The sequence below is a fragment of the Acinetobacter sp. TGL-Y2 genome, assembly GCF_001612555.1.
Taxonomy (GTDB): Bacteria; Pseudomonadota; Gammaproteobacteria; order Pseudomonadales; family Moraxellaceae; genus Acinetobacter.
In genome coordinates, this window is record NZ_CP015110.1 from 2632561 (window position 1) to 2654239 (window position 21679).

At 42.2% G+C, this 21679-nt stretch carries 18 protein-coding genes and 1 pseudogene; 6 read left to right on the top strand and 13 right to left on the bottom strand.

Annotated features, from left to right (window positions below; all coding sequences use genetic code 11):
* The first annotated feature begins 34 nt into the window (after positions 1 to 34).
* Both scpB and rluB read left to right on the top strand, forming a co-directional pair.
* The gene (gene scpB / locus AMD27_RS12515) at positions 35 to 568 is read left to right on the top strand and encodes an SMC-Scp complex subunit ScpB (protein ID WP_171254859.1); all 534 of its coding nucleotides are present in this window, start codon (positions 35 to 37) and stop codon (positions 566 to 568) included.
* Positions 569 to 609: 41 nt separating this feature from the next.
* A pseudogene (gene rluB, locus AMD27_RS12520) lies at positions 610 to 1491 on the top strand (23S rRNA pseudouridine(2605) synthase RluB); the annotation flags it as partial.
* Between the two features lie 503 nt (positions 1492 to 1994).
* Here rluB and bioD read toward each other — a convergent pair.
* The 6 genes from bioD to AMD27_RS12550 form a co-directional block, all read right to left on the bottom strand.
* Entirely contained in the window at positions 1995 to 2633 is a 639-nt protein-coding gene (gene bioD, locus AMD27_RS12525) for a dethiobiotin synthase (RefSeq protein WP_067661091.1), read from the bottom strand.
* A complete protein-coding gene (locus tag AMD27_RS12530; protein WP_067661093.1) occupies positions 2630 to 3505 on the bottom strand; it encodes a methyltransferase domain-containing protein in 876 nt (291 codons plus the stop codon). Before AMD27_RS12530 ends, bioD begins: the two co-directional genes overlap by 4 nt.
* 7 nt (positions 3506 to 3512) lie before the next feature.
* Positions 3513 to 4670, bottom strand: coding sequence for an 8-amino-7-oxononanoate synthase (locus AMD27_RS12535; RefSeq protein ID WP_067661095.1), 1158 nt, complete (start codon positions 4668 to 4670; stop codon positions 3513 to 3515).
* Positions 4667 to 5950 (bottom strand): adenosylmethionine--8-amino-7-oxononanoate transaminase, encoded by a 1284-nt coding sequence (bioA, locus tag AMD27_RS12540; RefSeq protein ID WP_067661096.1) that lies wholly within the window; start codon positions 5948 to 5950, stop codon positions 4667 to 4669. Before bioA ends, AMD27_RS12535 begins: the two co-directional genes overlap by 4 nt.
* A gap of 174 nt (positions 5951 to 6124) precedes the next feature.
* The gene (locus tag AMD27_RS12545; RefSeq protein WP_228140664.1) at positions 6125 to 6838 is read right to left on the bottom strand and encodes a hydrolase; all 714 of its coding nucleotides are present in this window, start codon (positions 6836 to 6838) and stop codon (positions 6125 to 6127) included.
* A 138-nt stretch (positions 6839 to 6976) separates the two neighbouring features.
* Entirely contained in the window at positions 6977 to 7300 is a 324-nt protein-coding gene (locus tag AMD27_RS12550) for a DUF6176 family protein (RefSeq protein ID WP_067661098.1), read from the bottom strand.
* A 175-nt stretch (positions 7301 to 7475) separates the two neighbouring features.
* Here AMD27_RS12550 and AMD27_RS12555 point away from each other — a divergent pair, with 175 nt between their 5' ends.
* Positions 7476 to 7982 carry a peroxiredoxin gene (locus AMD27_RS12555; RefSeq protein WP_228140755.1) on the top strand — a complete coding sequence of 169 codons (507 nt, stop codon included), beginning with the start codon at positions 7476 to 7478 and terminating at the stop codon, positions 7980 to 7982.
* A gap of 120 nt (positions 7983 to 8102) precedes the next feature.
* On the opposite strand, the gene ftn is transcribed toward AMD27_RS12555, so the two are convergent.
* On the bottom strand, positions 8103 to 8567 hold the full coding sequence (ftn, locus tag AMD27_RS12560) for a heteropolymeric bacterioferritin subunit Ftn (RefSeq protein ID WP_067661102.1): 465 nt from the start codon (positions 8565 to 8567) through the stop codon (positions 8103 to 8105).
* A gap of 395 nt (positions 8568 to 8962) precedes the next feature.
* Positions 8963 to 9937 (bottom strand): 23S rRNA (adenine(1618)-N(6))-methyltransferase RlmF, encoded by a 975-nt coding sequence (gene rlmF, locus AMD27_RS12565; RefSeq protein ID WP_067661104.1) that lies wholly within the window; start codon positions 9935 to 9937, stop codon positions 8963 to 8965.
* 320 nt (positions 9938 to 10257) lie between these two features.
* Between rlmF and AMD27_RS12570 the strand changes: the two genes are divergently transcribed.
* On the top strand, positions 10258 to 11322 hold the full coding sequence (locus tag AMD27_RS12570) for an SDR family oxidoreductase (RefSeq protein WP_067661106.1): 1065 nt from the start codon (positions 10258 to 10260) through the stop codon (positions 11320 to 11322).
* Between the two features lie 259 nt (positions 11323 to 11581).
* Here the strand turns inward: AMD27_RS12570 and ligA are convergent, their stop codons facing one another.
* The 5 genes from ligA to AMD27_RS12595 form a co-directional block, all read right to left on the bottom strand.
* The gene (ligA, locus tag AMD27_RS12575) at positions 11582 to 13621 is read right to left on the bottom strand and encodes an NAD-dependent DNA ligase LigA (protein WP_067661108.1); all 2040 of its coding nucleotides are present in this window, start codon (positions 13619 to 13621) and stop codon (positions 11582 to 11584) included.
* 193 nt (positions 13622 to 13814) lie between these two features.
* Positions 13815 to 14906 (bottom strand): cell division protein ZipA C-terminal FtsZ-binding domain-containing protein, encoded by a 1092-nt coding sequence (locus tag AMD27_RS12580; protein WP_067661111.1) that lies wholly within the window; start codon positions 14904 to 14906, stop codon positions 13815 to 13817.
* Between the two features lies 1 nt (position 14907).
* The gene (smc, locus tag AMD27_RS12585; RefSeq protein WP_067661112.1) at positions 14908 to 18360 is read right to left on the bottom strand and encodes a chromosome segregation protein SMC; all 3453 of its coding nucleotides are present in this window, start codon (positions 18358 to 18360) and stop codon (positions 14908 to 14910) included.
* A 10-nt stretch (positions 18361 to 18370) separates the two neighbouring features.
* Positions 18371 to 19066, bottom strand: coding sequence for a GntR family transcriptional regulator (locus tag AMD27_RS12590; RefSeq protein WP_067661114.1), 696 nt, complete (start codon positions 19064 to 19066; stop codon positions 18371 to 18373).
* 145 nt (positions 19067 to 19211) lie between these two features.
* Entirely contained in the window at positions 19212 to 20024 is an 813-nt protein-coding gene (locus tag AMD27_RS12595; RefSeq protein WP_067661116.1) for a sulfite exporter TauE/SafE family protein, read from the bottom strand.
* Positions 20025 to 20051: 27 nt separating this feature from the next.
* Here AMD27_RS12595 and AMD27_RS12600 point away from each other — a divergent pair, with 27 nt between their 5' ends.
* Entirely contained in the window at positions 20052 to 20810 is a 759-nt protein-coding gene (locus AMD27_RS12600) for a biotin--[acetyl-CoA-carboxylase] ligase (RefSeq protein ID WP_067661118.1), read from the top strand.
* 16 nt (positions 20811 to 20826) lie between these two features.
* Positions 20827 to 21558 (top strand): type III pantothenate kinase, encoded by a 732-nt coding sequence (locus AMD27_RS12605; RefSeq protein ID WP_067661120.1) that lies wholly within the window; start codon positions 20827 to 20829, stop codon positions 21556 to 21558.
* Positions 21559 to 21679 lie beyond the last annotated feature (121 nt).

Consider the following 21679-nt stretch of genomic DNA (forward strand, 5'->3'; position numbering starts at 1 on the left):
ATTTAATGCAGATGAACTTCATCATGAAGTTTTAATGCAAATGGAAGCGATTATTTTTGCAAGCGATGCACCGGTATCGGTCGCTCGCTTAAAAGAAGCGTTTCAAGACCAATATTCGAAACAACAGCTGCGGGCTTATTTACAACAGCTCGCGGTTTTACAACATGGTCGTTCTATTGAGCTGGTCGAAATTGCTCAAGGTTTTCGTTTTCAAGTACGTGCAAAATATAGAAATACCATTGCACAAGTTTGGCCAGAGCGTCCAACCAAATTATCACCATCACTGTTAGAGACTCTGGCAGTGATTGCTTACCATCAGCCCGTAACCCGTGCCGATATTGAGCAAATTCGTGGAGTGACGAATAACAGTCAATTACTGAGAACGTTATTCGAGTGGAACTGGATTAAAGAATCTGGGTTTCGTGAGCTTCCAGGAAGACCTGCGTTGTTAGTTACAACGCCACAATTTTTGAACGCATTTGGTCTAAATTCTTTAGGTCAATTGCCTCCCCTTCAGGATGCCAAGGAAGCTTTTATGGCTTTGGATGTGCAAGCACCCAAGTCTTAAATAGGTGAACTGTTGATGATTATTTCTAAGGTTATGCTGTTATGAGTGAAAAATTGCAAAAGGTATTGGCACGCGTTGGTTTGGGCTCTCGCCGTTATATGGAAGAGGTCATTGCGGCTGGACGTGTTAGTGTCAACGGTCAAATTGCTCAAGTGGGCGAACGCATTGAACCTACAGATGAGCTTCGCATCGATGGTCGTAAAGTTGCGTTTGAAATTGAAGATGAAATTCGTCGTCGTGTGTTGATTTACTACAAACCAGAAGGCGAAATCTGTTCACGTAATGATCCAGAAAACCGTCCAACGGTATTTGAACAACTGCCATCGATTCCAGGTGATCGTTGGGTCATGGTCGGTCGTCTTGACATTAACTCAACCGGTCTACTCATGTTCACAAACGATGGTGAGTTGGCGAATCGCCTCATGCACCCATCGAACGAAATTGAACGTGAATATGCAGTGCGTGTGATGGGTGAAGTGACACCTCAGATTAAAAAGAACATGACTCAGGGCGTAGTCCTTGATGATGGTCCTGCGAAATTCGAATCGTTCTCTGAAATTGGTGGTGAAGGGATTAACCGTTGGTACCAAGTTGTGGTCAAAGAAGGTCGTAACCGTGAAGTACGTCGTATCTTTGAATCACAAGGTCTGAAAGTGAGCCGTCTACTTCGTACCCGTTATGGCACCGTAATTCTTCCACGTGAACTTCGTACAGGTCGTTGGGTAGAATTGGACAAAAACGATATCGACAACTTAACCAAAGCGGTTGAGCTTAAGCCACGTCAAGGAACTGGCTTGTTTGGTATGGCGAAGCGTCGTAACGAACGTATGCAAGATAAGCCATTGGCTGCACGTCGTGGCGGTTATTTACGTCAACAGCGCCGTGACGAAGGTGATGCTCAACCTGAACAGCGCCGTGATACTCGTCCAGCGGGTGCAGAACAAGGTCGCAGCGACAACCGCCTCCCTCCTCGTGCGCCGCGTCCTGAAGGTCAAGAAAACCATTTCAACAACCGTGCGCCTCGCGCCCAAGGTCAAGGTCAAGAAAATCGTTTCAATAACCGTACACCGCGTCCTGAAGGTCAAGAAAATCGTTTCAACAGCCGTACACCTCGTCCTGAAGGTCAAGACAATCGTTTCAACAACCGCACACCGCGTCCTGAAGGTCAAGAAAACCGTTATAACAATCGTAATACCGATGAAAATCGCGGTAATCGTCCTGAACGTAAAGAAGTCAACGGTAACTCAGTTGATTACCAAAGTCCGAAAGAACATAAGTTTGGTGCACGCAAACCTTTTGGCACCAACAAAGGTTTTAAAAAGTTTTAATGAGTAATTAATTCTTAGCTTAGCATTCAAAAAAGCCACTCTGTTGAGTGGCTTTTTTGATCTGATACATCAAGCATCATTTAATTAAAGCTTCACGATTAAATGATTGGAATATCGATCCACTGCGCTTGAGGAAAGTTTTGCGCTAGATAATGCTTAAGGTACGCTGATGTATCGTTTGAGATGATCGGATCTTGTGATTCATCATTTAAGTTATATGCCAAAGCAAAGAGTTCAAGACCGCGCGTTTTTAAAGCCTCTAAACTTAATAAAGTATGATTAATACTGCCCAAACGTCCTGAACTGACCAGAATAATCGGATATTTTTTCTCGACCAAATAGTCAATCGTCAGCAGCGTTTTCGTCAACGGCACCATGAGTCCACCCGCACCCTCAAGCAAAACTATCTCGTATTTTTCCGCCAGCTGCTGGGTTGCAGATTCGATCTTTTGAAAATCGATTTCTCGAACATCAATTTGTGTGGCTAAATGCGGTGATGCAGGATAACTAAAAATTTCAGGCATGGTCAGCTTCAATTCATCCTCTTCAAACCATCCTCGCCCCATAATCTCACGGTGCTTTTCAATATCCCCTGAAATACCAACATTACCGGTCTGTATCAATTTTTGTGTGATAACAGACTGACCTTGTTCAAACCACAGTTTTGCCAAATAGCCTGTAACGTAGGTTTTACCAATGCCCGTATCGATTCCACTCACAAATAAAACATTTTTCATTGGGCTTGCTTCCGTGCAATCACGTAAATCGGATGATAACTTAAGGGATAAACTAAATTTTCATGTTCATCCGTACTGATAAATTGACGATAACCCTGATAAAAATTGTCTAAGGATTGCTTGGTCCAGCGAAATTTCGCAGCCGTTGCAGTGACACCAGTCGCTTTTAAATGCTGTAAGACATGTTTTGGATGTTTAAAATTTAACACACTGACCTGCTCTGAAATATAGAGAACTTCAAAGCCTTGTTGCTCAAGTTTCTGTTGAATGTCGGCGAGGTTACAATAAACTAAACCTTTTTTGGTTAAGGCCTTAATTTCTTTTAAATTATTTTCCCCAAAAGTCGAAAAACACAATAAGCCATGATTCAATAAAGCCTGATTGGACTTCCCAAAAAGACCGTCTAAATCATGCATCCACTGCATGACTGAACTTGAGATAATCAGATTCAGTTGTTGTGGAAATTCAATGACCTCAGCATCACCCATGCGCCATTCAATTGCATCATGAGCTTTCATTTCCTGAGCTTTCATTTCCTGAGTATTCACTTGCTCATTTTCCAACTGATCAGCATCAAAATGTTTTTTGACTTCAGGGTACAAATCATTCAAGTACAATTTTTCAAAGGACTGATTTTTAATCAAAAGCTTAGTCAGATTACCTGAGCCACAGCCAATCTCAAACACACGTTTTTGATCATGAGCTTGATCAGGGTTTTGAACCTTACTTTCATCAGCAGCATCATATTCAGCAATCAGCTCCATCAATCGATGCGCAATTTTTTTTTGAATCACCCCATGCTCATCATAGCTTTGCCCTGCTTGCGCAAAGCGACGTGCGATTTGAAACGTATCAATATGCAGTAATTCCATTCAAACCTCAGAGCAATGAAACGAAGCGATCAAGATCATGCTGATCAATCCGCGTATTGAGACAAATTCTTAAACGAGATGCACCTTGTGGAACAGTCGGTGGACGCACGGGCATGATATAAAATCCGGCGTGTTGGATGTGCTTTGCTAATGCCACTGTTTGCATAGAATCACCCACAATCACAGGGACAATTTGGCTACTCGATGGACAGTGATAATTTTTTGCGAGAATTTGAGTACGCAAATTTTCGCTCAGACCTTTTAAGTATTCACGCTGATCATGCATGCTCAATATTTTCTGTAAGATAAAGTTTGTCCAAGCCATACATAGGGGGGGCTGTGCGGTACTAAAAATCAAGGGGCGCATTTTATTGATTAAAAATTCTCGAATAATAGAATGACAAATCAAATAACCCCCAATCGATGCCATCGCTTTACCAAAAGTGCCTACCAAAAAGTCAATCTCTGGAATCACTTGGTGTTGTTCAGCACAGCCTAAACCTTGCTCTCCACGCACACCGATGGCATGGGCTTCATCGACATACAACATCACTTTAGCGTAAAGCTTTTTGAGCTGAACCAATGCGGTCAAATTGGTTTCGTCACCATCCATACTAAAAATGGATTCGGTCACCACAATGATCCGATCAAAATTTTCATCCGCATGATACTGACTAAGCAACTGCTTTAAATGCTCTAAATCATTGTGTCGATAACGAATATATTTAGCACTCGACAACTGAATTCCATCAATGATGCTGGCATGAATGAGTTTATCTGCCAGCACTAGTGTTCGTTTGTCACAGACTGCGGGTAAAATCCCGATATTCATATGATAGCCACTGTTAAACAGCAGCGCTGCCCGTCCATCAAAAGCATGGCTGAGGCTGGCTTCCAACTGCTCATATTCAGGGAAATTTCCCGTTAAAAGCCGTGATGAAGAAGAACTCATATGACGCTGGTTAAGCGGCGTTAGGTCAAAGAATTCTTCTCTTAATAATACATTTGATGCCAAGCCCAAATAATCATTAGAAGATAGATTGAGCATCTGCTGACCATTGATATAGATATGCCGATCTTGTTGAGTATAGGCGCTCAATTGGCGTAAATTGCCCTGCTGTTTCAGCTCATCTATTTGCTGTGCAAAGTGATCAAGCAAGCTCATGCAGCCACCTCTTGCAATGATCCGACCACATCAACCAACTGAATTAATAAGGTTTCAAGCTGAGCTTCAGTGATCACATACGGTGGCATCACGTAGACCAATTTTCCAAAAGGTCTGATCCAAATTCCTCGGTCAACAAATTGCTGTTGCAGCGTTTTCATATCCACATTGAAACTAAGTTCCACCACGCCTATTGCCCCCAAAACCCGAACATCTTGAACATGGTCATGTTGAATCAAAGGGGCTAAATGCAGGTTTAACTGCTGTGCTATGCGCTGAATATTGGTCTGCCAGTCTTGTGCCAACAGTAGTTCCGTACTTTTTAATGCCACTGCGCATGCCAGTGGATTGGCCATAAAGGTCGGACCATGCATAAATACACCTGCCTCACCCTGACTAATCACCTCTGCCACATGCTTCGTCGTCAGTGTTGCAGAGAGTGTCATATAACCGCCAGTCAATGCCTTCCCGATACACATAATATCGGGTTCAACCTGTGCATGTTCCCAAGCAAACAACTTTCCAGTACGTCCAAAGCCCGTGGCAATTTCATCAAAGATGATGAGGACTTGGTAGTGTTCACAAAGCTTTTTCGCTTGGCGTAAATATTCAGGATGGTAAAAGCGCATTCCGCCTGCACCTTGCACAATCGGCTCGATAATTAAAGCCGCGATGGATGCATGCTGTGCTGCCAAAAGACGTTCAAGCTCAGCGATATCTGCCTGATCCCACTCATCATAGAAACCTACGCTTGGCGCAGGTACGAAGAAACGATTGGGCAAACTCTTGCCAAAAATTTGATGCATTCCTGTCACAGGATCACACACCGACATCGCATTCCATGTATCACCATGGTAGCCTGAGCGTGTGGTCACAAAGTTGCTTTTTTCTGTTCTGCCTCGTGCTGACCAATACTGCACGGCCATTTTCAAAGCCACTTCAACCGCTACAGAACCTGAGTCTGCATAAAAAATTTTATCGAGCTTGGGCGGACAGATTTTTAACAGCAGTTTAGCCAAATCAATTGCAGGATCATGAGTAAATCCACCAAACATGATGTGGGACATATTCTGGAGTTGATCCGTCACGGCTTGATTTAAAGCGGTGTTGTTATAGCCATGAATTGCACACCACCATGAAGACATACCATCAATCAACTGACGTCCGTCTTCTAACTCAATCATCGCACCATAGGCCTTTTTAACTTTAAAGGTCGGTAGTGGATGGGTCATGGATGTATAGGGATGCCAAATATGTTCTAGATCGAATGTATCCGTCATTCATGCCTCAATATTCAATTTTAAATGTTCAGCATTTCGCAGCTACCTGAATAACAGAGCACGAAAGTCTGACTCATGATTTGGCTGTGACCAAACCAAGCTCCTTCTTGTCTTTATCTTAACCATTTTGAGTGAAAAGATTAATTGCCTGATCGGACATTCTTTCTATAATTTTTAATTTTTCTTTAAATATTGAACTATTTTGTGAGTTATCGCTTTGGCTTGAAAAATAATAACACCGTGAGAACCAGTAACCAGTTCAGTTTTTAAAAACTTTGCATTTAAATTCTTTATATTTTCTATAATTTGGTAATCAACCAGTCCATCATTTTCAGCAAAGAGATGATACTGCTGTCCTTGGTAATTTTTTAAGATACTGACCGTATTTAAGCGTTGCAGCATCTCTAAGCCTTGAATTTTAAGATTCTTATTATCTTCATTCACTAAAGTTTGCAAGGATTGCCAATCTTGCTTGGATTTTGTGCCCCCTTGTGTGACTAAATAACAAAACCGTTTTAAGGTCATAAGTGGCATTTTTTCAAAAGATTGCTGAAAGTTTGAAAAGGTCCATGCTGACATGCCGACATCCCATGCATCATTCGCAACGAAACAAGGGTTTGATGCAATGGTCATTAAGATTTTATTTTTACCTGTTTTTTCAAAAACACCTTGAGCCAAAAGTGTCGCCAGTTGTCCACCCAATGACCAGCCCATTAACACATCATAACCTTCGGCTAAATCGATGTGCTTCGCCAAACATATAGTATCTAAAGCATCAAAAATATCGATTAAATCGACTTGAAAACCCTGATCGGTCAATGTCGTTTGAAACTCCTCAAGCGGACGAGTTCCCACTCCCCACCCACTCATCAATAAAATTTTCTGCACGCGTGCCACTCCTTAGCTGTGGTTTAAGTTGCAGTATATAAAGCTCATACTGAAACCACATTGAGAAAATGCGACAAAATACAGGATTTTAATTGATATAAAAGCTAAATTTATAATATCGTCATGGGCTTTTTAAGGTCACTTGGGATGAATCAGATCAATGAGTAAAGTCGCAGGAATCACTTTTTCCCAGTTTTGTTTAAAGGCTTTGTGAACCTGATCGATAGGAAACTGACTTTTTCTGCCTATTGCTTGTGCGCGAGGAATATCTTCTGCTCTCATGTACGCAATCAGATAATCCTGTCCTTGCAATGACACATGAAACCACGATTCTATAGAAACATTTTCTGCGCGTAATGTTTCAATCGCCTCTTGCTTACGTTCATTCAATTCATTTTTCCACGAATCAACATGATCCAAGGCATTTGATTTTAATTTGATCAACACAGCGCCGACATCCATATTCTTATCCTTTCATTGATTTTTATAAGATTCGATCAAGATTACTTCAACAACTACATTTTATAAGCATCATTTTTGTTAGGATGATCAAGACCAAACTCGCCTACAGTGTCGAAGGATCATGAATATAAAAATTGCACGCATTTGCCTACTCTGCGTATCTACGCTCTTCGTAATGAGCGCAAGTCATGCTGAAAAAAATATTTTTACTCAAAATGAAAATAATCAAAAACAGTGGGTCGGTAAACCTTCACCGAACTTTAAACTGCAAGATCAACACGCTAAATGGCATGAATTAAAACAATATAAAGGTAAATGGGTCGTTCTCTATTTTTATCCCAAAGATAATTCTCCAGGGTGTACCGAAGAAGCCCGTCAATTTAAAAACTTATACCCCCAATTTATTAAAAATAATGCCGTGGTGTTGGGTGTAAGCTTAGATGACATTGCGTCACATCGAAAATTTTCTGACAAACTGGCACTGCCTTTTCCTATTTTGGCGGATCACCAGCAACAACTTGCGCATGCATTTGGAATAGTACGAAATCTAGGCATCACAAAAATTGCAAAACGAGAGACCTTTTTGATTGATCCCAAAGGCAATATTGTCTTTCACTACACCAGTGTGAACACGCAAACTCATGCGCAAAAAGTTTTACAAGATATTCAAAAGTATTCCTAAAGCTCCTCAAGAACTCAATGCTTTCTAATGTGACAAATATGGATAAAATTGAAAGCATAAAAAACCCAGTATTCACTGGGTTTTTTTAAAGCTTAACGCTTATAAATTAAAGTACAAAACTTACATTTGTGATTGGATATAATTTTGCAGACCCACCAGCTCAATCAAACGCAGTTGTTTTTCCAACCAATAGGTATGGTCTTCTTCGGTATCTGACATTTGCTGACGAAGCATATCACGTGTGATGTAGTCACCCTTCTCTTCACACAGCTTCACACCTTGGGCCAATTTTTCACGCACTTCATATTCAAGTTTCAAATCTGCCTTAAGGCATGTCACCACATCTTGACCGACATCGATGTCTTCGCGGTTCATATTCGGTGTGCCTTCAAGGAAAAGTACACGGCGAATAATCGCATCTGCATGTTGTGCTTCTTCTTGCATTTCATGATCAATACGTTCGAAAATTTTGGTCAGGCCCCAATCTTCATACATACGAGAATGAATTAAATACTGATCACGTGCAGCCAGCTCACCACCGATCAACATATTTAGATAATCTATTACTTCTGGATTGCCACGCATTTCAATATCTCCATTTCTTTGTGATCATTATGAAGAAAGGCGTCAAGCTTTGCAAAGATTAATTAGTGTAAATCTATGATTTATATGGAATTAAAATGAGAAACATACGCATTTACATAGATCAACCACACAATTAACATATATAAAAGAACATCTTGCATCAAGCACAACACCAAGCCTTTACCCATAAAAGCACTTTTAGGTTGTATGGATTTTTTGTAACCAAATTCAAAATGATTGCCATATTCCGTTTATCGCGTCCTACACGAATCACTTCAAATTGATCCATGACATCATAGCGTCTCGGCACTATTTTCATAGAACTTAGCTTAAGTTAGCGAAGTCGCGCCCAAAAACCCGCGAACACCCACTTCATCAGGTCAAAAATCGACGACTTAGGCCTGCATCCAGCGAGCACGCATCCAGTCTTTCTGTTGCTGCGGATCAAGGAAAGTCCAAGCCACAAATCGACTCGCTTTTTGCCCCTGAGTCATATGAATCGTTTTGACTTCCTTTGCACCCATAGAGCGTAAGGCATGCAACAGAGCCGGCAAGGTGGTTTTCTTCGAGACGAGCGTGGTAAACCAGAAACATTGCCCAGCAAAATCCACGCTCTCTTCGACCATTTGGCATACGAAACGCTCTTCTCCGCCTTCACACCATAACTCTGTTTTTTTGCCCCCGAAATTCAATACCAATTTAGCACCGTGCTCGTGCTTGCCGAGATTACGCAGTTTTTTTGTTGCTGTGGCATCGGCTTCTTCTTGCGAAGCATGAAACGGTGGATTACACAAGGTCAGATCAAAACGATCTGTCGGTTTAATCATGCCTTTAAAGATGTTCTTCGGAGATTTTTGCAGACGAATATCAATCGCTTTCGTCAGACGAGGATTCGCTTGTGTAATCAGCTTAGCACTACTCACCGATGTAGGATTAATATCTGCTCCGACAAATTTCCAGCCATAGCTACGATGACCAATTATAGGATAGATGCAGTTCGCCCCAACGCCAATATCCAGTACCTGAACGGCATTGCCTCGTGGGATCTGATTGCCATTACAGGCACTGAGTAGGTCTGCCAAATAATGGATATAGTCTGCCCGTCCAGGAATAGGAGGGCAAAGAAAATCTTGAGGAATGTCCCAGTACTGAATATGATAAAAGTGCTTAAGTAGCGCTTTATTGAGCATTTTCACTGCTTCAGGATCAGAAAAATCAACGGAAAGGTCATCATATTGATTCAGCGATACAAAAGCAGCAAGTTCTGGACAGCTCTCAATTAGCTGAGGAAAATCGTAACGACTGCGATGCAGGTTTCGTGGATGTAATTCCGACTTTTGCTTCGAAAAGGATTTCTTGGGTTGCGCCATTTTTATGCCAATCATTAACTGAGAACGAGAATATCTTGGTTATGCAGGATTTAGTCCTGCATAAGAACTGGCATTGTACGTGAATTAAATTCAGAGATGGCGAGCAAATGCGTATCAAAGGCCCACCTCAGTGAACCAGACATATCAAGGATGTTGCACCATAATGAAGTATGCTGGCTCGTCTGAAGTCGACTATCCCAGAGCTTCACTCAATTATAAATCCCTTTAGAAATGTTAAAGCTTTATCAAATTAGTCAAAGACAAATCTTGAGATTCTCAATATGATAAAAACAAAATTGATGGATCAAAGTTGAAAGAATATGAATACCAAGACAATAACAACCCCCATTTTGGTCACGGGTGCAACAGGATATATTGCCAGTTGGGTGATTAAACAATTGCTTGAACAAGGCCACACCGTACATGCCACAGTGCGCGACTTAAATAAAAAAGCCAGTGTGCAACATTTAGAGAAAATTGCAGTGCAAAGTAGTGGTGAATTGAAATTCTTCCAAGCCAATCTACTTGATGAAGGCTCATTTGAACCAGCCATGCAAGGTTGTGAAGTGGTGATTCATATGGCATCGCCTTTTTTGGTGACCAATTTTAAAGATCCGATTGCAGACCTCGTCGATCCTGCGGTGAAAGGCACCTTAAATGTTTTGAACAGTGTCAATCGCACGGAATCAGTTAAACGTGTGGTGCTCACTTCAAGTATTGCTTCGACCTATGGTGATGCGATTGATATTTTAAAAACTGAAAACAATGCCTTTGATGAGAGTCACTGGAATACCACCAGCAGCGCTGAACATCAGCCGTATTACTATTCAAAAGTTGCAGCGGAACGTAAGGCTTGGGATATGCAGCAGAAGCAATCACGTTGGGATTTGGTTTGTATTAATCCTGCACTGGTGATTGGTCCATCGCTTACCCCGTCAACGCAGTCTGGCAGTGTCGAAGTGTTACAACAGTTTGGTAATGGCATGACGCGTTTTGGTGTTCCACCGCTGTGGAGTGCTTTGGTCGATGTACGCGATGTTGCAGATGCACATTTACGTGCCGCTTTTCAGCCGAATGCCAAGGGGCGTTATATTATCAGCTCAAAATCACTGACCTTACTGGAAATGGGTCAAGTGCTGGCACGGCATTTTGGCAACAAATACCCATTCCCGAAAATGCATGCACCAAAACCACTATTTAAATTGTTTGGCCCTTTATTTGGACATTCACGTAAATATGTTGAGCTCAATGTTGGCTATCCGATTTATTTCAATGCGCAAAAAAGTATGGATGAATTGGATGTGCAATATCGTGATGTTGAAGGCAGTTTGGTGGAGCATTTTCAGCAGTTGATTGACGATGGTATTGTGAAAAAACGCAGTTAAATTCACATGTAAAAAAGCCCATCCTGTGGGCTTTTTTTACATACAGTGGAACCATCATGCGCGCTTAGCGCTAGTGTTAATCCTATATAAATTTAACGCTGCGTATGATGTAAAGAAAGCCCATACCTCACCAATCATTTCTGATTTGATCTAAAGATGACGGTCTCAAAGATAATGTTAATCCTAAGCTCAAAATTAAAAAAGGCATCCGAAGATGCCTAACTAGTTTGTGATTAAATTTATATTTCAACAACTAAAATTAAGACTCCAAGGTCTGCCCATATTCAGCCATTAAGACCAAAAATTCAGTTTCATTGAGCACTTTCACGCCTAATTTTTCAGCTTTATCAAGCTTTGATCCTGCCTTTTCACCCGCGACTAAGCATTTGGTTTTACTCGAGATACTACCACTCACGCGCGCACCTAAAGCTTGCAACATTTGCGTTGCATCATCACGCCCCATTGAGCTTAGCGTTCCCGTGACCACCCAACTTTCGCCATTTAAAGGCTGACGTGTTGGAGCAATCGGTGCATCCCAATGAATACCCGCAGCGATTAAACGATCAACCACTTCGACATTATGTTCAGCTTGGAAAAAGTCTAAAATCCATTCTGCGGTAATCGCACCGACATCTGGGGTTTTCTTTAAAGCTTCTAGATCAGCTGCTTTTAAAGCCTCTAAGGTTTGGAAGGTATTGGCCAGCATTCGTGCAGTGGTTTCTCCCACTCCGCGTATACCCAAAGCAAAAATAAAACTGGCAAAGCTGGTTTTCTTACTATTTTCAATCGAATCAATGAGGTTTTGCACGGACTTCTCCCCCATCTTTTCAATGCTGAGAAGTTTTTCACGGTGTTCATGCAGTTGATAAATATCAGCCACATTTTTAAGCAAATCCAGATGAAGTAATGATTCTGCCCAACGATCGCCCAAACCTTCAATATCCATGGCTTTACGCGAAACAAAGTGGCGAATCGCTTCAATACGCTGTGCAGCGCAATATAACCCGCCTGAACAACGTGCCAAGGCCTCACCTTCAGGCATCACCACTGGTGATTCACAGACAGGACAGTGCTGCGGTAAATGCACTTCCAAGGCATCCACAGGACGAAACTCTGGCCAGACTTTTTCAACCTTGGGAATCACGTCTCCACTACGATACACGCTGACTGTATCGCCAATACGCACATCAAGTCGGTGGATCTCGCCGATATTGTGTAATGTCACATTGGAGACTGTTACCCCACCCACCGCGACAGGATTTAAACGCGCCACTGGAGTAATGGTCCCTGTACGCCCCACTTGCCAATCGATATTGTCGACGGTAGTTAAAGCGGCCACCGCAGGAAATTTATATGCAGTCGCCCAGCGTGGCTCACGACTTAAAAAGCCCAATTGTTTTTGTTGTTTCAGATCATCCACTTTGATGACCATGCCATCAATGTCTACGCTTAAATTTGGACGCTCGAGATTAATTTTTTCATAAGCCGTTTGCACCTCTTGGATGCTGTCACAGACAAAGTGTTGTTCACCTATCGCAAACCCAAATTGGGTCAGCCATTTAAGACTTGCGGACATGCTGCTTTGAGCATGATGCGGTTCACATTGAGCAATGCCATAGGCATAAAATGCCAAAGGACGTGATGCAGCGATGTTTGGGTCAAGCTGACGTAAACTGCCTGCTGCGGCATTTCGTGGGTTGGCAAAGGTTTTCTCACCTTTGGTTTGGTTTTCAGTGTTAAGCTTTTCAAAGCCCGCTTTAGGCATTAGAACCTCACCGCGCACTTCTAAAAGTTCAGGTACACATCCATTTTTTGACGATAATACTTTAGGCAAATTGCGAATGGTTTTCACATTCTCGGTAATCACTTCGCCTGTTTCTCCATCACCTCGTGTTACTGCACGGATCAATACACCATGCTCATACCACACCGAAATCGCCAAGCCATCAAATTTGAGTTCGACATCATATTGAATCTTTTGATTGGGTAAGCGCTCTTCAATCCGACGGGCAAAATCATTCAGGTCATCTTGATTAAAGACATTGCCCAATGACAACATCGGAACGGTATGGGTGATATTTTCAAATTTAGATAATGCTTTTGCACCGACAGTTTGGGTCGGTGTATCTGACTGCGTAAATTCTGGATATTGTTGTTCTAAAGCTTTGAGCTGATGAAAGAGTTGATCATATTCACTGTCTTCAATTGTCGGCTGATCCATCACATAATAGGCATGATTATGTTGCGCCAGCAGTTGAATGAGCTGACGCATTTGCGCCACTACAGCAGTTTGATCCATGAAAATTTCACCATATAAAAGGGCGGAAAATTCCGCCCAAAGTTTCTCGACCACACATTATAAATCAATTTTTATCGTAGACTTCTTTCATCCTGATGTATTGCCCGCTTTATTTTTTTCATTTTTACATTTTTGCATAAATAAAAATAACGAGGACCAATGAAAGAAGCCTCGCTTATAAAGTCACTACTCATTAAATCGCTTGACCTGGGCGATAATCAATCGCCTTATGACGCCAATGTTCTTTGAGCTGTGGGGTGAACTCTAAGTTGTTTTCATCATAGACCGTACCATCGGTTTCGCGTGCGATTAAGCCTGCAATACTGACCATGCTGTCATAGCCTTTTTGCACATTTGGATGCGGCAATGCCAAGAAGAATGCCAAACCCTGAACCTGCTCAACGGACAAAGCTTCCAAATCAAAACCTGCTGGCCCTTGATCGGTAATACGAAGCACAGAGAACATCAGTGGACTGGTGTTTTCAGGGTCTTCATAACGATGGAAGCAATTCATTTCACCAAAACGTAAACCATACTTGAGTAATACTTTCAGGGTTTTATCGCCAGACAATGCTTTACGGGGATTGGGATAAACATTTAAAGCAATAATGGTTTCAGCATTGGCTAAGGTACTTTCGTCATCAAAACGCTGCTGTTCATGTAAATGCACATCCAAGATACTGCTTTCTTCATCAAAATCTTGAATTTCAGCAGGAGTAATATTTGAATTCAGGACAAACTCAGGCTCAGTTTTTGGCTGATCTTTTGAATCAGTTGATGGCTTATGATTTGCCTGGTTATTTAGTTGGATATTTACTGGGTTATTTGCGTTGCTATCCGCTTCACTATCTACCGACTTCTCACCCAACGGTGCCGAAGTGTCCGCTGAGATAGCGTCAACTGAATCATGATCTGATGCAGCTATTGAGATATTTTCAGTTTGATTCGATGCTATATCTGCTTGATCCTGATCTGCATTTTGCAGTACAGCTGTCGGCTCTGGCTGTGCAGTGACAGCGTTAAGCTCAGCATCAGATCTGTGTAACTCTGCTGTATTTAAACTCGGTTCAACCCGCTTGCTCGCATTTGGCTCAATACTTTTTTCTTCAGCCTGTAATTGATGACGTACATGACGCGGAATCACTGGCTTTTGAGTATCTTGATTGATATGCAGTTCAGAGTCTAAAGAAGGTGCAGCGTCATTCGGCTTACGCAACATCATTTTTAAACCCACTAAACACATGATGACTGCGACTACAATACCAATAATTGTGGTGGTTTCCATATTATGACTCCGCGGCTAGACCGTATTCTTTTGCTTCTTCCAAATTCACAGTGACGAGTTTCGATGTACCGGCTTCAGGCATGGTCACGCCCAAAAGATCAGTGGCCATCGTCATTGCGACTTTATTATGGGTAATGTAAATGAATTGCACCTGATCAGAAAGCTCTTTTACCAAATTACAGAATCTTCCTACATTGGCATCATCAAGAGGGGCATCCACTTCATCGAGCACACAAAACGGCGCAGGGTTTAATCTAAAAATGGCAAAGACCAATGCCAATGCAGTTAATGCCTTTTCACCGCCTGACAACAGCGCCAAAGAGCTGTTTCGTTTTCCGGGTGGACGTGCCATCAGTTTAACACCTGATTGCCAGTCATCTTCTAGACTTAAATGTGCTTCACCCCCATTAAAGACTTTTGGAAATAGATGTTGCAACTCTGCATTGACCTGATCAAAGGTGGTCATGAAGAGCTTTTTGGTTTCCTGATCAATACTTTTCATGGCATCTTTTAATTGACCCACGGTCTGTTCAAGATCCTGCATTTGATGACTAAGTTCTTCATAACGCTTGGACACATCTTCATATTCTTCTGATGCGGCTAAATTGACTGCGCCCAGTTTATCAAAACTGTGCTGAGCTTTTTCAAGCTTGGCCTGATGCGCTGTCAGCTCAATATGAAGATGTTCAACAATCTCGCTGTTCAACTCATTGAGCTGTTCTGAATAATGCTGTAGATCAGATTTTGCCACTTGCCACGCCAAGCGCTTTTCTTCTAACTGGGCTCTTAAGCGTTCATCATTTTGCTGATGCTGATGACGAAGTTCAGTCAAATTTTGCTGCTTGGCTTGAACATTATTCAGTTCGACTTGCCATTCTGACCAGGTCTTTTGCAACTTTTCGGTGATCTGGTCTTGCTCAGCAAACTGACTGTGTAAGCTGGGCAATTCAAGCTGAATCGGATCAATCAATTTTTTCGCCTGCTCAATTTGCGACACAATCTGTTGATATTGTGATTTTAAGAAGGATAGATCTTTTTCAAGCAATTCAATTTGCTGTTGATTTTGCACGGCTAGACGGCGTGATGCGTTTAAATCAGTTTGTTTTTGCTGGATCTGCTGTTGCAACTGTTCAAGCTGTTCAGTGAACTCATCCAATTGGCACTGTGCGGTTTTAAAGACAGGTAAATTTTGCTCTAGCTTTAAATTCAGTGCATGCAAATCAATTTCAAGATCATCTTTTTGCATTGCATCTTCTTCAAACTGAGCATCGAGCTGTGCCAGTTGCGAATGGAGTTGTTGCTTTTGTATATCGAAGGCCTGCATTGCCGCCTGTTGTTTGGCAATGCTAACATCTAAGCCTTGTAACTGCGTTTGGTATTGTTTCAGCGACTGCTGTGCTGTATTGAGTTGCTGTTGTTGTTCGACAAGTTGTTCATTTAGCTGAGGTAGTCGTGATTCGGCCTCTTGCACTTGTGGTGTTAACTCGCGTAAAGCCTGCTCAATCTCATCTAAGCGAATGCGATGACTCAGCGCGCCTTGTGCAGACTGACTGGCTTCATCAAAGAATAAGCCAATCACCCAATCTCGCCCGACATGATACCCATCGAGGCTTAAAATAGACTGCCCATTTTTAAGCGCTTGTTGATGATCTAAAGCTGATTTTAAATGTGTGCTGACAGCGACACTCTGCCAAAGTGAATGTTGGGGTGTTTCAATCCAATCGGCTAAACAATGCAAATCCGAAATCGCAATGCGATCTGTAGTGGTATTGGCTTTAATTTGACGCGCAATACGCTCTTGGAAAGATTCAGCATCTTCCACAACATGCGCGGATAACCATTTTGCCAAAAATTTTTCGATGAGATTGGCATGTGGTTTGGCCTGATCATTGAGTTTCAACACATTCATCAATGGTGTGAGATCAGCTTGCCCTTTGCTTGTGGTTTTTACCAACAACTGATTTAAATTTTTCTGCTCAGACAGCAACACCTGTAGATCAGATTTTAAGGTCGTAATTTTTGACTTTTGTTCTTGAATGCTGAGCTGTTGTTGCTCTAACGCCGTTTTAACTTGAACAAGCTGTTGTTCAAGCGATTCTAATTGCAGCTGAACCTTGGCTTTGTCCAAATTCAATTCTTCAAGATCTTGCTCTTGATACTGCTGTTGAATCTGAGTGGATTGCGCTTTTAGGGTGTTTTTTTGCTGTTCAATGCGCAGGATATTTTTAGCCAGTTGCTCACTTTGCGCCAGCATCTGTGCTTTTTGTTGTTGCTGTTTTTCAACTTGATCTTTTATTTGATTAAAGCGCTGCTGTGCTTGAGCATGTTGTGCTTTGAGATCGGCACATTGTTGATGCGACTGCTGTCCATCACTTTCACTACTTTGCAAATGTTCAGTGTGTAATTCTTGTTGATTATACAAACCTTCAAGTTGCAGCTCAATCAACTGTATCCGTTCTTTGGTTTGCCCTTTTTGCTGTTCAAGTTGCGCTAAAGTTTCGGTATTTTGTTGAAATAGACTTTGTTTTTGCTCTAAAGTCATTTTCAATTCGGAGCGTTTTTTCTCTGCCTGCTGCCATTCATTTTGTAAGGGCGTTGACTGTTGAATTAGGCGCTGAAACAGTTCACTGGTGGCACTTAAATCATGCTCAACTTTGGTCAACTCTGAACGCACTAATGTAAACTTTTCACCTAAATCGGTCATTTCAGCGCTATATTCCTGTTGAATACGCTGACTTTGCTCACATTGAAAAGATAATATTTCAATTTTTAAGGTTCGAATTTCAGACGCTAGAGCTTTGTATTGTATGGCCGCTTCGGCTTGTCTTTTTAAAGTTTTAAGCTGAGATTTAAGCTCGAGCGCAATGTCATCTAAACGGCTTAAATTTTGTGTGGTATGTTCCAAATGCTGCATGGTTTCACGGCGACGTGCCTGATAACGAGAAACCCCTGCTGCTTCTTCTATGTAGACCCGCATTTCTTCAGGTTTGGCATCGACCAAGCGGTTAATCATGCCTTGTTCAATAATCGCGTATGAACGTGGACCGAGTCCCGTACCTAAGAAAATATCGGTAATATCACGGCGGCGACATTTGCTGCCATTTAAGAAATATTCAGATTTACCGTCACGGTTGACTTGGCGTCGAACAGCCAATTCGTTATAGGCATTATACGCCCCACCCAATTTTCCATAGGTGTTTTCAAAGCGTAGCTCTACACTGGCCATGCCCACAGGTTTACGCTTGGCTGTCCCTGTAAAAATCACATCTTGCATACTGCCGCCACGCAGTTGGCGTGCGCTTGACTCCCCCATCACCCAACGAATGGCATCAATCACATTGGATTTGCCACAGCCGTTTGGCCCCACCACCGCAGTCCGGTTGGCTTTAAATTGTAAGGTGCTGCTGTCGGCGAAAGATTTGAAGCCAGAAAGTTTTAAGCTGCTTAAACGCATAGTGTCCTAATTATCTGCGCGATCTCCGCGCCCAAGCCAATTCAATTTGTTTCATACGTGTTAAAGACTCTAACACTAGGTTACGCAAGTGTCGGCAAAAATCATCCATAAATAAAGTGGCTTGTTGTGATTTTCGGATTAAAATTGCATCAATCACCAGTTTTATTAAATCTAAAGCCTCTTGAAGCTCACGCTTTGAGGTATTTAAGGTTAAAAAATAACAGCGGCGAATAGACGGAAGCAATTCTTTGTAGAACTTCATCAGGTAGGGATTGCTGACCATATCTTGTTGCTGCGCTAGAAACTGAAATACTGCATCATAAAATTTTTCAGTATTGGCCTGCTTGACTTGCTCAATTAACTGCTGCATGAGTTGTTGCAACGCTTCAGCTTCATAACTGCGCCACGTTTCAGCCATGCGATAGACAATTTGACCCAACAATAATGCACTGGTATCAAACAGTGAACGAACTTGCTGTGCGGACATTTCAGAGACAATTGCACCACGACGCGGATAAATCTCAATCAAATGCGTACGCGCCAGAAGCAAAAGCGCCTCACGTACAGATCCACGACTCACGTCAAGCTCTTTGGCAATCCTTAATTCCTGTATCCGCTCACCTTCGACCAACTCACCACTGATAATTTGTTCACTTATATGTTTGGCAATTTGCTCTGAAAGGCTATCCACATCTTCCAATTGCATAATATTCCTATTTATTTTTCTAGTTTTGCTCAAACCAACCTGAGCGTGTATCTTTGTTTTTATACGATCAGGCTAGGCGTTGACTATGTCCTTGTCGGACAATTTTAGAAAATTTAAGTCAATTACAGGAAAATGGAGCTAAATTTTAAACCCAAAAAGCAATCATTCCCTGATAAATGAAATACAGTCCCACGCTTGAGAGTAGCCCGGCAAAACATTGTTTTAAACGTGCAGGGGATAAAGCATGTGCCACTTTTGCACCGAATTTCGCCGTGATAAAACTCATGACGCTAATGCCAATGAATGCATAAATATGCACATAGCCAATCGCATTTTCAATGGGGGCTTGTGCTTTTGCCCCAAAGTACATAAAGCCCAAAGCACCTGCTATCGCAATCGGTAGACCACAGGCCGCAGAGGTCGCCACCGCTTTTTGCATCACCACGCCATTTTTATTCAAATATGGTACGGTCAAGCTTCCACCGCCAATACCAAAAATGGCAGACGCCACGCCAATTCCCCCACCCGCTAAAGTCTGTGCTACAGCAGAAGGTAAGCGTTTCGACTCATCCACTTGCACATTCGCCGTTCGCAACATGCGATAAGCCACCCAAAGCGCAAAAGCACCAATGATTAATTGTAAATTGTTGCCTGACAGTAGACCAGCAATACCCGCACCCAAAAATGAACCCAAGATCAAACCCGGTGCTAAATTTTTAAAAACAGACCACAGTACCGCACCTTTTTTATGGTGTGCAGTCACAGAACTGATAGAGGTCACCATAATGGTCGCAAGTGAGGTCCCTAGTGCCATGTGCATCACTACATTCGGGTCATAGCCCATTTGGGTAAACACCACATATAAAATGGGTACAATAATCAATCCACCCCCGACGCCAAATAGACCTGCGGCAAATCCAGCAATTGCACCAATGGCTAAATATATGATTAACTCCATCAATCTTTTACTCTTCTCATATTCAATATGGATTTAGAGACTCGTCATCTTCGACAACTGCTCAGTGATGCACAGCAACTTCCCGAAGTTCTCTTGCTCAAACAAATCACCACATCCACCAACGATGAAGTCAGAGCGCTGGCCAATCGTGGTGTTCAAGGCATTTTGGTGTGTAGTGAAATGCAAACCCAAGGTAGGGGTCAGCATCAAAGAGAATGGGTCTCGCCTGCAGGCAATATTTATTTAAGCACATTACTGGAAACACGAACACCCTTAGACGGGCGCTTGTCTCTTGAAATTGCCTTAAATATTTTGCAGACCCCGAGCTTAAAAAGCCTCAGCGACATACAAATCAAATGGCCCAATGACCTGTACAGCTCACAAGGCAAATGGGGCGGGATTTTGGTTGAACCGATTGGTTCGAATCAGGCGATCATTGGTGTTGGGATTAATCTGTTTCCTTTAGAAACACCACTGCCCGATCAGCACACCACCTCATTGATGCAACTGGGTGTGCAGTACCCGAATCGGATTCAAATCATCAGTGAGCTTTACTTGGCCATTCAACAAGCTGGACAATGGTTTGAGCACGGCAGCTACAACCTGTCAGCTCGCTTTAATCATTATGCTGCCTTTATGAATCAAGCGGTTGAATTTGAGCAAAGTCATCAAACCATTGAAGGTATCTTTAAGGGCATCTCAGACGATGGTCGCATCAATATTTTGATCAACCAAAGCCTGGAAGGCTTTTATCAAGGTCGCCTACGGCTTAAAGTAGCGCAATAAATCTAGGGAATACAGCATGAAACGTCTTTGGCTTGATATTGGTAATACCCGTCTAAAATACTGGATCACTGAAGACCAACAGGTGATTGAACAGGCTGCTGAGCTTCATCTTCAGTCCCCTGCAGATTTAATGCTGGGTTTGATTCAGCATTTCAAATCCTTAGAGCTGGATCATGTGGGTATTTCTTCAGTTCAAGACAAAAAAAACAATGATCGTATTCTGCGCATTTTAAGAATGTTAGATGTGCCTGTGACCTTTGCCAAAGTACATGCTGAATATTCAGGTTTAATTTGTGGTTACGACAATATCGGTCAACTCGGTATCGACCGATGGTTACAAGTCTTGGCGGTGGCGAGCGCTGAGCAGAATTTATGTGTGGTGAGCTGTGGTACAGCGTTGACGATTGATTTGACTGCAGGCTTGCAGCACTTGGGTGGCTATATTTTACCCAATCTGTATTTACAGCGTAACTCGCTCATTCAAAACACCAAAGGCATTAAAATTCCCGATATGGCCTTCTCTGAACTCAGTCCTGGAAGGAATACCATTGATGCAGTTCATCATGGCATTTTCTTTGGATTGCTCAGTACCATTCGTCAAGTGATGTTGCAATCCCCACGCCAGTTGATCCTCACTGGAGGCGATGCTGCTTTATTTGCAGCCTATCTGAATGATTTTAATCCAAGGATTGAGCCAGATTTATTGCTTAAAGGCTTAAAAATCTATATCGCACAGCAGCCCACGTAAAACCAGCCAAATATTGCGCCACGAAATTGTTGAATTTTTGTGATTTTTAAATGATTTAAAAGGTTGATCGCTTTTTTTCACTTATACTTTGTCAAGTACAGCACAATAATCCAAAAATAGT

Bases quoted from the DNA above. Each gene is read 5' to 3' on its own strand.
- scpB (WP_171254859.1), top strand. From the start codon at position 35: ATGCAAATGGAAGCGATTATTTTTGCAAGCGATGCACCGGTATCGGTC.
- bioD (WP_067661091.1), bottom strand. From the start codon at position 2,633: ATGAAAAATGTTTTATTTGTGAGTGGAATCGATACGGGCATTGGTAAA.
- AMD27_RS12530 (WP_067661093.1), bottom strand. From the start codon at position 3,505: ATGGAATTACTGCATATTGATACGTTTCAAATCGCACGTCGCTTTGCG.
- AMD27_RS12535 (WP_067661095.1), bottom strand. From the start codon at position 4,670: ATGAGCTTGCTTGATCACTTTGCACAGCAAATAGATGAGCTGAAACAG.
- bioA (WP_067661096.1), bottom strand. From the start codon at position 5,950: ATGACGGATACATTCGATCTAGAACATATTTGGCATCCCTATACATCC.
- AMD27_RS12550 (WP_067661098.1), bottom strand. From the start codon at position 7,300: ATGGATGTCGGCGCTGTGTTGATCAAATTAAAATCAAATGCCTTGGAT.
- AMD27_RS12555 (WP_228140755.1), top strand. From the start codon at position 7,476: ATGAGCGCAAGTCATGCTGAAAAAAATATTTTTACTCAAAATGAAAAT.
- ftn (WP_067661102.1), bottom strand. From the start codon at position 8,567: ATGCGTGGCAATCCAGAAGTAATAGATTATCTAAATATGTTGATCGGT.
- rlmF (WP_067661104.1), bottom strand. From the start codon at position 9,937: ATGGCGCAACCCAAGAAATCCTTTTCGAAGCAAAAGTCGGAATTACAT.
- AMD27_RS12570 (WP_067661106.1), top strand. From the start codon at position 10,258: ATGAATACCAAGACAATAACAACCCCCATTTTGGTCACGGGTGCAACA.
- ligA (WP_067661108.1), bottom strand. From the start codon at position 13,621: ATGGATCAAACTGCTGTAGTGGCGCAAATGCGTCAGCTCATTCAACTG.
- AMD27_RS12580 (WP_067661111.1), bottom strand. From the start codon at position 14,906: ATGGAAACCACCACAATTATTGGTATTGTAGTCGCAGTCATCATGTGT.
- smc (WP_067661112.1), bottom strand. From the start codon at position 18,360: ATGCGTTTAAGCAGCTTAAAACTTTCTGGCTTCAAATCTTTCGCCGAC.
- AMD27_RS12590 (WP_067661114.1), bottom strand. From the start codon at position 19,066: ATGCAATTGGAAGATGTGGATAGCCTTTCAGAGCAAATTGCCAAACAT.
- AMD27_RS12595 (WP_067661116.1), bottom strand. From the start codon at position 20,024: ATGGAGTTAATCATATATTTAGCCATTGGTGCAATTGCTGGATTTGCC.
- AMD27_RS12600 (WP_067661118.1), top strand. From the start codon at position 20,052: ATGGATTTAGAGACTCGTCATCTTCGACAACTGCTCAGTGATGCACAG.
- AMD27_RS12605 (WP_067661120.1), top strand. From the start codon at position 20,827: ATGAAACGTCTTTGGCTTGATATTGGTAATACCCGTCTAAAATACTGG.